Genomic DNA, 12,480 nt, shown 5'->3' with positions numbered 1-12,480 from the left:
CCTATTCATCTCCTTTCTCGTAAATTGGAAATTCAAATTTAGCTAACACACCCTGATTTGCCGTCCTTTTAACGGCAACTTCCAGTCCTCCACAAATGCGACCGGTAATGTCCCAAAGGCGAATTCCGGTAATTGTGTGGGCTGTCTTGGGAGTGGTGAGCAAACTTACAATAAAAACAATCTTGTTGCCTGTGATTTTCTTACTATTGATTTTGGCATCATACCAATTTCCATTTACTTGGTACTGGAATTTATGAATAGAGCTCATCCATTCCTGCCGTCTTCTGTCGAGAAAATCTTTTTCCCAGAATCCCATCTTGCTACCTCCTATTCTTTATTTCCACAGCTTCTGGTTCCACATCGTCTGATGGTAGCCGAAGCAATGAATACATTTACATCTGCCTCTGTTTCTGATGATGAAACAGCAAGCGTTTTATATGCTTTACCAGCTTTGTGCCCTGGCGAGGCATATATCTCGGTTGATGTTCCAAGCATTATATTTTCCTCAGCTTGTATGCCGCTCTGAACATCCACGGATAAAGAATCAGCCAGCACTCCACCGCCAGATGTTTGACGGCCAGAAGCTGGCATGTTGTATTTCTGTAAATATGTGCTTCCATCGATAAGAATATCTTTCGGAATTATCATTCCCTTCTTTGCCTTATTTGGCTTCAATCCTGCCACACTTTGTCCAGACTGCAGAAAGTCTACGATTTGTAGGTTGCTGTCAATCTCAATTTCTATATCCTTTTTAAGCAATTGTCCAAGTGTCGCATTATATGCAGTTCCGCCTATCCGAATTGTACCTGTTTTGCTTGATTCAAAAGCTGCTATCAAAGCATTCACATCCTGTTCACAGCGAACTTCAATAATAGTTCCAAGTGTTGCTCTCTTTGGGTGTGTGCCGCAAACAATAGTGTTGCATCTCGGTACGTCATAGGATGATATCCAAAAATTAAAGGCTACCTCAACGATAGCCTTGATATAATACTCAAATTCAATTCTGACACCTGCCGGCTTTACCATCGGAACTTCACCCAATGTTACAACTTTTCCGCCTGGTGTAAGAAATGGCATTGTGAGGATAATCACAGCAGGAAGTGCTGGATCTTCTCTGTAATAAATCGGAGATACATCCCATAATAATGCCAATCCATCCATAAGGTCATGGTAGGTACATTCATTTGTATTAACCAGCATCTGATACTTTAAGAACTGGCGGTACCTCTCATCGCTAATAACAGGATCCTCAACATCAATACCTGCAAGAACACCAGCTTCTTTTCGTGTAAGTGTCACAATATCTCCGACCATATCCAAATTCATACCAACAGCACTATCTAAATCTGTCTCTGTATCAAGCTGTTTGAATACCTTATATAAATCCTCTAATTGCTTTGCGAACACCGAAATAAGGGCTTCTATGTATTTCTTTCCTTGAAACTGTTGCGGTAAATCATCCAACCATTTATCAAGAATGTCCACTATACACCACCTCAATTCTCGTATCTGCAACCACAATCTTCTGTCTGCTTTCAACATTTATATTTACCTTTGTGTATTCATCGCTGGTCGGAATACGCTCTTTGTCTTTTGTGGCAGCACATTTAATATCTACATAAGTTACACCGCCCACTGCCGAATAAATCCCATCATTGAATGTCTGTGACAACATATTGTCACCTGCCTGTAATTTGGAAGCATCTTTGACAATTGAATTTATCGCCAAGTTTGCATAATTTGTAGGAAGATATGTTTTGTCTGCATCTAATGTTACTTTCATCCAGACATAAATGTATTCCGGTCTATTGAAGCTTACAGGAATGGAGTCTCCATACTCTGTTGCAACATTAACAGTAATAGAGCCAAACGTCTGAATACCAGCAGCTTTTTTATCCAGAATAATGCTTGCGATACTTGTTTCATCTCCGCCATCTACTATTATTTCAACGCTATGCGGAGGTCTTCCCTCCTCGTCTGTATTATCCGTATCATTCTCATATCCTGTTGCACTTTCCACATTTGGAACATTGTTTATCAGCTGAGAGCAAATGCTATCTATCATTCTTGTGGAACGAATAGCTGACTTCGCCAGATATGAATGTCGGAGTTCTACATCTGTTTCCTGTAACCTTCCGTATGTAGGTTCAATCAAATTCTCAACAGCATTGAATCCGCTAATATTTGTAATCATGATTGTTATCGTTCCGTTAGGGAATATGAGCTTGCCATAGTCAACTGTAGCAAAATCTGCAAGAGTAGTAACGCTGAATGTTGTTAAATTGTCAGAAAGCACAAGTATTCCACTCCTTGATGCCGATTCACTGATCACATCCAATGTAATATTGCTTTCATTCACAGATACCTTATATCCATCTGGGTTCACAGCTTTACTCAAGCCTTCAATGATTGATAATTCATCATCGGACACACTTGTAAAACTGTACTGAACACCGTTTATTGATACAGAATATATAGCCCCTGCAACAGGAGCTGCTACCCTTATTGATGCCTTATTGAAAGATTCTCTCGTTATAACAAATTCTGAAACAGCCGCCAGTTTAGCTTGTGGTGCTGTATTTGTCGCAACTGTAGCTCCCTGCCTTACAACCGTTCCATCATCGCCTGTACAATGCAATGTGTAATAACTGTATTTATTAGGGCTTCGTCGAATGCCACCATACTGCACAGCATTATCAAGGCTTACTCCTTCAGCTGTAGACGGATATTTTGCATAATAACTGGCCTGTGCCACTTCCCAAAGTTCAGAAATTTGTCCGCCGTATGTTGTTATTAGTACATTCAGAAATGATTGAGGATCCAATCTGGTGTTAAATCCAAATTTTCCAGAAAGTTCTGAATGAAGTTCTTCCAATATTTCATCCAATCTTTTAATCTCGAATCCTTTATCTGTAATTCCATATTCAGCCACCAATCTTCACCTCTTCCTTATATGTTTTTTCATCTGTAACAGCTTCGTATCGGATTACTGCCGACCTTTTCAAGCTATCAATTTCTATAGATACATCATTAACTTCCGTAATTTCATCTACATTGAAAATTTGTTCTTCTATCAATTCTTTAATCTGGTCTATATCTGGATTTTTCACAAAAAGATATTCAAAATACGGAACACCGGCTTCATCATCCCATCTCCATTCTTGAAAAAACCACTTTAACCGAATTTTTATCTTTTGGCGAACAGAATTGGCAAGGACAATGTCTGTTTCCTTGAATGCCAAGTCGCCATTACTGTCGAGCAATATATCCACTTCCTCGCCTCCTTCTTTATTTTGCCTTTGATGTGTCTCCGTGTACACCTGTATGAGTGTGATTTATAAGAGATACATTCTTTGCTTTTACATCGCCACTCACAATCAGGTTTCCTTTTATTTCCACATTTTCTTTATTTATAGATAACTTAGAATTTCCATTCTGCAATATTATGCTTTCTTTGCTGCATGCCTCTTTCAGTGTCGCACTTCCCTTATTAAGCAGCCCCGGTATTGCTATTGCACTTGTCAAGTCAAAGCGAATGTCATTTTCAGATTCACCGCCTCCAATCCATGCGTCCAGTTCCTGTTCAGAAACTATGAGCAGGCAATCCATTCCTGCTGTTATCGGGAATGCGATATAAATATCATTCATTGGGCTTTGAGGAATGATAACTGGAACTTCTGTAACTGTTGGATATGCCATCTTTCTGCCGGCATCAGTCGTATATGTTCCATAAGGTTTTACAGTAGCAAAGCCTGTTCCTGCATTGAACGCAGTTATTTTTCCCGGTATAGCAGTGTGCATCTCTTCCATTACTGACCGTGCTGTTTTTTCAACCTGTTCTACAAATTCTTGTAACATTATTTCACCTCCAAAAGCTGGGCTGTACATATCCAATCGCCCTCAAGGTTGTCGCCATCAATCGTCAACTTATAAATCCTAAAATAGCCACGTACTTTGTCACTTTCCAGTCTTACATAATCATTCACACCAATTGCTCCATTCAAAAAATACTTAACCTCATAGCCTATCTGACTATTGCTTTTCCCACTGCTGGAATCGTCACCCTCTGATGAAATAGTTATACGCTTAGGCACCTCTAACAGTCCCGTATCGGAACTTAAAAGATATGCCCTAGTCGTAATAGGTTCGTTTGGCTTTCTTATCTGTAAAACGGAATTCTGAATAGACCAAGAAAGACCACATGTTTTACACAATTTCTTCAGTACAGTCTTTGCAGGGCCAACAAAACTGAAACCATGCGGTAAAACCTTAAACTTGCAGCCTTTTGAGTATATAACTGATACTCCCATAGCACCTGCAATCTCGTCAAATACCTCCTTACTGTCAACTCGTCCAGAGCGGGATATCTCCACATATGTGTCTCTCAAGGCTACTCTTCCATCCACAACCTCCAACTCTGTCATTCTGTCAGCCCCATCCATCTCTGTTGATGATGTAACTACATTTCCTGCCAGAATCAATGCAATGTGATTGGCATATCCCGCCTGTAATTCAATTACGCAATCTTCCGTGTCAAGGACGCTGAGATTGGCAGGGGATAAATTCCATATTTGTACCTTGGCTGTATTGGCAGTTTCTGATGTCGATTTTTCAATGCTAAAACTTATATGCAATGCATGCGGATTCTCGGTTGAAGTTTGACCGATTTGGAATCCGTTATGCCCCATTTTTCCAGCCTTCATAAGATATCTTCTGATAAAATTCTCCTGTGCCATTTTAATCCTCCCATTCATCCCAAGGTATAAAAACAAATTCTGCGGTTCCATTATTGAAAGATTCCCTTGTAAGTCTTGTTTCTTCACTAATTGCACCGAATATTCCATCTGGCAATGATGTGAAATTCATAAAATGTGTCAGTGGGAAATTAGGCACAATCTTGGTCGGAGAAATAATAGGATTTTCGTCTGTGTCTGATAATCCAAAGCTCCAAAAATCTTCTGTTCCATTGTATGTAAAGCGGATAAGATACTCTTTTTCAGCAATCGTCACCGACGATACACTATCGTTCATATCCGGAACTGTAATATAAAGCATCTATCCACCTCCTATAAGAAACCGGTTTTCTTTCCAATGTTATAAAGTATTGAACCTTTCTTTCCGCTACCGGATTTGTTTCCTGATCCTCCAGAGCTTCCAGATTTGCTCGACGAAGAACTTGAAGAATTTGAACTGCTGGATGATGTTGTCGCTGTTCCTGCACTCTTCTTTGATTCTCCACTCTGCAAAATATATTTAGGTATGTAAACCGTTTTTCTTTTGGTTACATACACTTTCTTTAATGAAAACTGTATCTGTCGTGCGTACCCAATTTCCGAACTATGAGAAATTGACATTGATGTAATTCCCATATTGGTATATATCTTGTCTGTAGTGACAACCTTTACCAATTTTCTCCGAAAATACAATTTCTCAAACTTCTCACATATCTTCTTGGTTCTGCCCGCCGATGGGCTATGTCCTTTGCGATTCCGCCATGTAGCGGGGCTATCACTTATATATAATGTGATGCTTAACTGAATAGGCTTTAATATAATTGTGTCAGATACATTGTACCCATTCTCAACAGGATACTCGGGAATGTCAGCAGAATAACTAATATCCTCGCTGATTAGAGCATCCCCTTCTATTCCGGCAATGCTAACCGGTTTTAGATTTCTTGCCATTCCTTTTCACCTACCTTGCATATGCCAGCCCTTTAGCCATATAGCTTGTGGCATCCTGTGCCGACTGTTTCATGCCCTTCGATACATTCTGTTGTGCCTGAACATCACTACCAGAATAAGAGTTATTGAAGGTGTTATTCTGAGTTACATTTGTTGTATTACTTGTGTTGCTTACTGCGCTTCCAGTTGCTGTTGCGGCTGAGGCAGTTGCCCCCTTCATAAGAGTTGATATGCCACCAGCAAGCCCCTTAACTTTATCAAGGACAGTGTCTTCATTTGAGCTGATACCTTCGGCCAGTCCGCCCATAAAATCAGGCATCCAACTTTCATAATCAGTTAATGGTCCTTCATCCGGAACTGAGAAATGCAGAAATGATTTGATCTTATCTCCAATACCTTTTACAGCATTTACAATCCCCTGCACACCAGACATAATTCCGTTTTTTAAGCCCCCGATGAAATCAGCACCCCATTGGACCGCCTTCGACGGAAGGCTTGTTATAAAGCTGATTGCCGCATTGAATCCATCAACAATCGCAGATTTGATATTCCCCACAGCACCTTTAATTCCACTCACTATATTATTGAATGTGGAACTTACGGAATTAGCTATGTTTGAAAAAATACTACTGAAAAAGTTGTATATGGACTGCAATACTGAAACTATCGTGTTATAAGCAGAATTGATTGCATTTGAAATAGTGCTTGTTATTGTGTTCCATATTCCTGTCAAGAAAGAAACTATTCCATTCCATATTCCAGAGAAAAATGCACTTATTGCACCCCAAATTGCGTTCCAAAGTGCCTGCAGAGCACCTAATCCAATAGTCAGAACTGTTGATATTGTGTTCCATGCCTGCTGTAAGAAAGCTACAATCATATCCCATATTCCAGAGAATATCTGTTTGATAGCCTCCCATGCTCCAGACCAGTTTCCTGTGAATACAGAGCTTATAAAATTCGCAAGTCCTTTTATTACTTCGAGGAATCCATTTATAAACTGTCCGCAGTTGTCCCACAGTCCTTTAAACCATGCAAGTATCGTAGAACCCCACGCATTCCAAAATGTCTGGATCCATCCAAATACAGTTTCTATTACAGTCGCAATAGCATTGAATACAGCACTCCCAGCTTCATACAAAGCATCCCAAACCGCTGACAAAGCATCGAGAATAGCTTGCCATACAGCTAAAAGTTTGTCCTTCGTACTTGTTGTAGAACCATCTATGCTATCTTCCGTTCCTCCAAATATCGTTGCCGCCAGCTGGGAGATAAATGTCCATACCCCACTCAGGAATGTTTTTATGATTCCCCAAACTCTCATGAAGTTAGCCTTTATACTTTCTCCATGCCTCTCGAAGAACCCTTTAACAGTATCAACCCACATTCCGGCAGCTTGCTTGAGGAAATCCCATACATTAAGCAGAAATTCTTTAACTTTCTGCCATGCTTTGAAAATAGCTTCCCTGGCATTGTCTGCACCAATACCTGCCTTGTCAAATATTGTTCCAATAACCGAATCATTTCCCATGAGGAAATTTATAAAATCTTCAACAATCAGTGCCAACAGCACTACCGCTGCCACAATAGCTAAAGTCTTCAAATTTGCCAAGCTGAATAAGCCTTTCATTTTTGTAAGTAATGTAATAAATGCCTTTGCTCCAGATATGATTTTGCTCCAATTCATTACAATAAAAAAAGCTCCTGCAATAATAGCCAAGAGCTTCAGAGCGTTATCAACTCCACCAAGTTTATCTATAACATTCTTCACCATTCCCATGCCCTTCTTTGCACCTATTTGCAAAGTCTGCATCATTCGATCAATAGCCGGTTTCAATCTTTTTACTAAAGCATGCATACCATTGAATGCTTTGGTTAGGATTCCTGTTTCCGATGTCAGTTTTTTCATCCCTACAGTTGCCTTTGATACCAAAGAATTAAGCAGTTTTAACACCATTACTGCCGGCTTTAAGAACGCATTTCCAGCAGCCGCTTTCAAATCCTGCACATTCTGTTTCAAATTGCCAAGCTGATTGGTCCAAGTATCAGATTCTCTTGCCGCCTGTCCTATTGCACCAGAGGCTTTGTTTGCATCCTCTACCATCTGTAAAAGTGTCAGCTGTTTTTCCGCTTCTGATAAATCTTTAAATGACTTCCCATACAATGCATTTGCAGCTGTATTTCTCGTTGTCTCAGTACATGAAAGACCGAGAGCAGCGTCGTTTTCAAAATTACCTTTCAAGAAAGACTGGAGGGAATTGGTTACATCCTCTATGCTTCTATCATAGAATGCGGCAGAATCCGCAACAGCTTTCATGGATCGGTCTGCGATATCTAATGCGTCAGCCTGTTCCATTCCGGTTGTCTTTGCAAATGCGGCAATCTGGGTAAAACTACCTTTCATTCTATTTACGGTTACTCCTGTTTCATCAGCAATCTTATCCAATTTATCCGAGGCATCCTGTTCCAAGTCTCCGAACACCTGAGAAAACTGTGACTTTAATGCCTCTGCATCTGCCGCCGCTTCTGCTAAATTTGCAATACCGGCAATTGAAAAGCCTATGCCAATAGCACCTAAAAGCTTTGAGGCCATATTTTTTACTCCCTTAATGGCACTCTCCGCAGCACTAACGCTTTTCTGATCAACTTCAATGCCAAATGCAACCGCAATATCTCTTATCGTCAATGTTATTCCCTCCTTTCTCTCATTTCCTCCGCCTTTCCATTCTGAATATCCATATCCATACGATATAAAGCATATAGCTTCAATGCCTCATCTAAGGTGTAATACTCTTTTAATTCAAACATTGAAGCTATTTTTGCTTTAATCAGTATGTACATTCTTAACTCCAGTTCGGAAAATTGTGAGGTGTCAAGTTTTCCGTATTTTACAATATCGTCCTCATCTTCTTCACTAAAGCCTCGCCTGCTTTCCCAGATGGGCCGGCGAGTCTCTTGAAAAAACCATTAAAATTCAAACGAATAACGTAAAAAGCGAGAATGAACATATCCTGTACATCCCCGCAAAAAATCTCATTTACAATATCCATATCAAGGATTTCCTGCTCATATTCTCCGGTTTCTACACCATCTTCATCCTCAACAGGAAGCTCAACTGTGACATTCTTATATGCAATAAGCAATTTCTTCATCATGGATTCCACTTTCTTCCCAGAAAACCCTTCCATGCTCTTTGAAATAGAAGCTGCGGCATCATTTACATCAACATCCAGCAGACCGCCATCTTCTCCGTTGCCCTCATCTTCATTACCACCATTTCCAACAAGTGGCATAAGCGCCGCAAGGACAGGAGTAAGCAACGAAGCTAAATCTCCCGTTAAATTTGCGGCAATCATAGCCGGGAAAGGTCTGATATAGAAATTCAGACCTCCGATAGTTTCTTTCTTTGGTTCAAGCTGTTTCAATCTTGCCATATTACACCTCCTAATTTTCTACACCATCAGCCACTACAATCTCCCACTCACGATTGTTCTGTGCTTTTCCGTAAGTTTTGCTTGCAAGTTTAGTGATCCAACCGGTAGAAGCACTGAATTTCTCGTTTCCAACAAGGTCCTTAACAGTAACAGGGAAAAATCCCTTACCATTTTTCTTCATCTTCTCATACATCTTCTTGCAATATGCATTTGTTTTAGAGTTCTGAAGAACAGATACCTTTACGGTATAGATAGATGATGGATCTACACTCACACACACCTCTCCATCCGCTCCAGCTACATAGCTATTGCCATCGCCGGCAGGCTCAATTACGATAAAACTATCGTCTGCAAAGCCGCTCGCAATATGATTTCCAAGTGCAAGTGTTACTTTTTTCGGATTATAAGTTGTTACTCTTGGCATTTACCTTCACCTCCTTCTATGCGTACACAAGATTTCCATTGATATTTACAACCTGGATTGCTCCAGCTAATTTAGCTGTAAATTTGCAGCCTGTTAACTGTCTGGATGCCTTTTCTGCATCACTCATACCTGCAGACGAAGGTACGATAATTGTATATCCCGGAATCTCGTTATCATCGTCGTCATACTCAGTCGGAGCAACGCCCCCTACTTTCTGCCCCACTTTTAACGACTCCTCCATCTTGCCTTCAACCGCAGTAATACCTTCATCAGTAAAAGGCACTTTCTGATTCAACACAAGAAGATTAAATACTCTTTCCTGCATGTCATTCTTTAACCAATCTCTGAATCGAATTGTATCAATCCATTCGTTTCCCAGCACCTTGCCGCCCATCGAACTTGTGACGTTCTTTTTAGCATAAGTTGTAAAATATGTGACATAGTTTCCATCACAATATTTTTTCATATCAGTCGATAACTTGCACGGATATACCGCAGCCAGTTGTTTTAATCCCCATGTTTCACTTCCTGGATCATATCCAAAACACTTGGCCATCATTGCCAACGAAATATAATAATTTTCGTCCGGTGTTTCTTCAACATCAGGAACACCACCTCCATAGACAGCAAAACTGCGGAAATAATTTGTTGTACTAACCGGCAAAGTCTGCTCAACAAATGTAAATCCAAAGAGTTTTTTATTGGCTTCTGTCCATTTGATTGTTTCTTCAATATCTGTTTTATTAAGAAATGCTTTTGATAAAGCAATTCCATACCATCCGCCAGCCTCTTTCGCCCTGTCAAGAGTAACGCTAATTTTCTCATATGTAACAGGATCGCTTTCATCACTCACAACCTGTCTCGCAATAACATAAACAAGACTTGGCTTTGGTGATTGTGAAAATGCCACATTCGCCATAATGTATGCCTGTGATTCTGTTGAAAAGCCATAGTCCGCAAGTTCTCCTGCCTGTGCTACACTAATGACTTTTGTTCCGATATTGTCAGTTGATTTCTTTCCAACAACAGGTCCTTCAACAACAAGTAATACATTGTTGAAACTTTCGTCACTTGAACCCGGAGTAGAAATCTCAATGTCTACATTGACAATATCATCAAGAGTATTTCTAATTGCCATTGTCTGTTTCCTCCTGTATTCTTATTTCTTCTATTGCATAGGTTTCTGCCTCTACAAATTCTTTCATTCCTCCACCACTTGGATTTGGAATAGTTTGAATTCCAGATACTCCATACTTTCCATCGGCCAATCCAACATATGTTACTGTAAATTCACACATGGAACGATAGTTGAATTTCGTATCTCCGATCAGTTCTGATAAATCTCTTATTGGTGGATTCATAACAATAGTTACATTCTTTTCAGCCAGTTCTTCTGTAATTCCATCCGAATCGAGAAATCTGATAAATTCTTCCAAATCTTCTACTGCTGTATTCTCAAAGTAGCATCCATTTCCAGCTTTTACCTCTTTCCCAACAGTATATAAGTTGATTTCAAAAGTGAAATCATAATTGTAATATCTATGTTCTCTTTCATCGTCTGACAAAGGAAAGGCTGACCTATTCAAATTGCTATATCCAAGCGTTATATATGGCGGTTTAGGTGTTACACCTTTGGTTTTCGTCCACACCACCATCGCTCCTGGATGATATCGCTTAACAAGTTCGTAAATGAACTTCTTAACCTCCGAAAATGTCATTCTGTTTCCTCCATTTCAGAATTACTCGGCTCTTTGTTCTCGCTGACTGGTATCAGCTTAAATGTTGATGTCCAATGCTTCAAAATTGTATTCCTGCTTAGGCGAGAAGACATACATTCAAACCATCTTCCATCATACAGAAGCTGGTCTGACCTAACACATTCTTCCTGTTTTGATGTTCTAACAGGGAAATCTCCAAAAGTTTTCAACATTTCCTCATCCCTGCTTCCACCAGCCTCTATAACTTCATCATCAGATAAAGTCTGCACATCAAGAACAACCTGGATATCTTCATACCCCGCTGTTGGATAACCATCTATAATCTTGTCTTCTCCATATCTTCTCAATGTGTATGTGTTTCCAAAGAATGGCATTAGTCAGCCCCTCCTTTCTCCTGTATTACATAGTTAATTGACTGCCTCATGCGGCCTGTATCAATCAATGGCTTATCAGAACCTTTTCTTTTAATCGTTTCCGGAGAATTCGGAACAAAATCGCCATTAACAATCTCTTTCTGTATCAAGCCTTTCTGAAACACTCCTATTTTCTTTAGTACATCTTCTGCAGAGCCACCTTTTACCAGTTGTGTTCTCATTGACTGCAAAAAGGCATTGATTTCAGAAGAATGAGCGTCAACACTATCTCGCAGGAATGGTCTCGACGGAATATGGACGGTTCCAAGTTCATTGAACATTGCGATATCAACCAAATCCACACCATTATCGCTACCAGCTCCCTGCTGTATGCCTATTCGTACCTCCAGTTTATCAAGGTCCTCTAACATCTTCTGAAACTTCTTGCCATCAGCAGTAACTTTCTCTCTGACTTTAACCGCCATAATCAACACCTGCCGACACAATAGTAACGATGCAACGCTTTCTCAAATTGAGATACTGCATGCCGTATACTGTTAATCCAAATTCTGAATCCGTCGCAGTGTTTCCTGCCTGATTATTAGAAAAGGACACCGATGTTTCACCTTCTGAAACAGAAGATAATCCAATGGTGTCCCCTATCGTGCCTGTGCCGATTGTCTTTCCTAGACCAGACATTTTCATTTTATGTGCCGCCAAATAAGCCAGAGCCTGCGGATACAGCTTTCTAAATCTCTTTTTGCTGATTAGTGGCTCTGCAAGAGATATGAAAGCTTGTATCGTATCATCAGGCACTTCCACAAACTCATTCATAGTTTTACGAATAATTTCAAAGGCATCCATAAC

General features: G+C 40.1%; 17 protein-coding genes. All 17 read right to left on the bottom strand.

What is annotated here, in order from left to right; all coding sequences use genetic code 11:
* Position 1: 1 nt before the first annotated feature.
* Genes DWY37_RS03810 through DWY37_RS03735 form a run of 17 tightly spaced genes read right to left on the bottom strand, consistent with a single transcriptional unit; the run spans position 2 to position 12,477 of the window.
* The gene (locus DWY37_RS03810; RefSeq protein ID WP_022463640.1) at positions 2 to 316 is read right to left on the bottom strand and encodes a hypothetical protein; all 315 of its coding nucleotides are present in this window, start codon (positions 314 to 316) and stop codon (positions 2 to 4) included.
* 11 nt (positions 317 to 327) lie between these two features.
* Positions 328 to 1,485 (bottom strand): DUF2612 domain-containing protein, encoded by a 1,158-nt coding sequence (locus DWY37_RS03805; protein WP_158576765.1) that lies wholly within the window; start codon positions 1,483 to 1,485, stop codon positions 328 to 330.
* The gene (locus DWY37_RS03800) at positions 1,472 to 2,932 is read right to left on the bottom strand and encodes a hypothetical protein (protein ID WP_118592593.1); all 1,461 of its coding nucleotides are present in this window, start codon (positions 2,930 to 2,932) and stop codon (positions 1,472 to 1,474) included. Before DWY37_RS03800 ends, DWY37_RS03805 begins: the two co-directional genes overlap by 14 nt.
* A complete protein-coding gene (locus tag DWY37_RS03795) occupies positions 2,925 to 3,272 on the bottom strand; it encodes a hypothetical protein (protein WP_118592592.1) in 348 nt (115 codons plus the stop codon). The genes DWY37_RS03800 and DWY37_RS03795 overlap by 8 nt, the downstream gene beginning before the upstream one ends.
* Positions 3,273 to 3,288: 16 nt before the next feature.
* Positions 3,289 to 3,888: a Gp138 family membrane-puncturing spike protein gene (locus DWY37_RS03790; protein ID WP_243093193.1), complete on the bottom strand. Its 600-nt coding sequence runs from the start codon at positions 3,886 to 3,888 to the stop codon at positions 3,289 to 3,291.
* On the bottom strand, positions 3,858 to 4,736 hold the full coding sequence (locus DWY37_RS03785; protein ID WP_118592590.1) for a phage protein: 879 nt from the start codon (positions 4,734 to 4,736) through the stop codon (positions 3,858 to 3,860). The genes DWY37_RS03790 and DWY37_RS03785 overlap by 31 nt, the downstream gene beginning before the upstream one ends.
* A 1-nt stretch (position 4,737) precedes the next feature.
* Complete coding sequence (locus DWY37_RS03780; RefSeq protein ID WP_118592589.1) at positions 4,738 to 5,055, bottom strand: phage baseplate plug family protein; 318 nt, start codon at positions 5,053 to 5,055, stop codon at positions 4,738 to 4,740.
* 11 nt (positions 5,056 to 5,066) lie between these two features.
* A complete protein-coding gene (locus DWY37_RS03775) occupies positions 5,067 to 5,684 on the bottom strand; it encodes a phage baseplate protein (RefSeq protein WP_118592588.1) in 618 nt (205 codons plus the stop codon).
* A 10-nt stretch (positions 5,685 to 5,694) separates the two neighbouring features.
* Positions 5,695 to 8,370: a phage tail protein gene (locus DWY37_RS03770; protein ID WP_118592587.1), complete on the bottom strand. Its 2,676-nt coding sequence runs from the start codon at positions 8,368 to 8,370 to the stop codon at positions 5,695 to 5,697.
* A 2-nt stretch (positions 8,371 to 8,372) separates the two neighbouring features.
* Complete coding sequence (locus DWY37_RS15775; protein ID WP_158570349.1) at positions 8,373 to 8,525, bottom strand: hypothetical protein; 153 nt, start codon at positions 8,523 to 8,525, stop codon at positions 8,373 to 8,375.
* A 47-nt stretch (positions 8,526 to 8,572) separates the two neighbouring features.
* A complete protein-coding gene (locus DWY37_RS03765) occupies positions 8,573 to 9,118 on the bottom strand; it encodes a phage tail assembly chaperone (RefSeq protein WP_118592586.1) in 546 nt (181 codons plus the stop codon).
* A gap of 10 nt (positions 9,119 to 9,128) precedes the next feature.
* Positions 9,129 to 9,542: a phage structural protein gene (locus DWY37_RS03760; RefSeq protein WP_118592585.1), complete on the bottom strand. Its 414-nt coding sequence runs from the start codon at positions 9,540 to 9,542 to the stop codon at positions 9,129 to 9,131.
* A gap of 16 nt (positions 9,543 to 9,558) precedes the next feature.
* Complete coding sequence (locus DWY37_RS03755; protein WP_118592584.1) at positions 9,559 to 10,680, bottom strand: DUF3383 family protein; 1,122 nt, start codon at positions 10,678 to 10,680, stop codon at positions 9,559 to 9,561.
* Positions 10,670 to 11,260 (bottom strand): phage neck terminator protein, encoded by a 591-nt coding sequence (locus DWY37_RS03750; RefSeq protein ID WP_118592583.1) that lies wholly within the window; start codon positions 11,258 to 11,260, stop codon positions 10,670 to 10,672. The genes DWY37_RS03755 and DWY37_RS03750 overlap by 11 nt, the downstream gene beginning before the upstream one ends.
* The gene (locus DWY37_RS03745; protein WP_118592582.1) at positions 11,257 to 11,634 is read right to left on the bottom strand and encodes a hypothetical protein; all 378 of its coding nucleotides are present in this window, start codon (positions 11,632 to 11,634) and stop codon (positions 11,257 to 11,259) included. Before DWY37_RS03745 ends, DWY37_RS03750 begins: the two co-directional genes overlap by 4 nt.
* Positions 11,634 to 12,098 (bottom strand): hypothetical protein, encoded by a 465-nt coding sequence (locus tag DWY37_RS03740; protein ID WP_243093191.1) that lies wholly within the window; start codon positions 12,096 to 12,098, stop codon positions 11,634 to 11,636. Before DWY37_RS03740 ends, DWY37_RS03745 begins: the two co-directional genes overlap by 1 nt.
* Positions 12,088 to 12,477: a DUF4054 domain-containing protein gene (locus tag DWY37_RS03735; RefSeq protein WP_118592580.1), complete on the bottom strand. Its 390-nt coding sequence runs from the start codon at positions 12,475 to 12,477 to the stop codon at positions 12,088 to 12,090. Before DWY37_RS03735 ends, DWY37_RS03740 begins: the two co-directional genes overlap by 11 nt.
* Positions 12,478 to 12,480: the final 3 nt, after the last annotated feature.

This window comes from Roseburia sp. AF25-13LB (genome assembly GCF_003478915.1).
GTDB lineage: Bacteria > Bacillota > Clostridia > Lachnospirales > Lachnospiraceae > Roseburia_C > Roseburia_C amylophila.
This window is presented reverse-complemented; position numbering and strand designations above follow the sequence as displayed.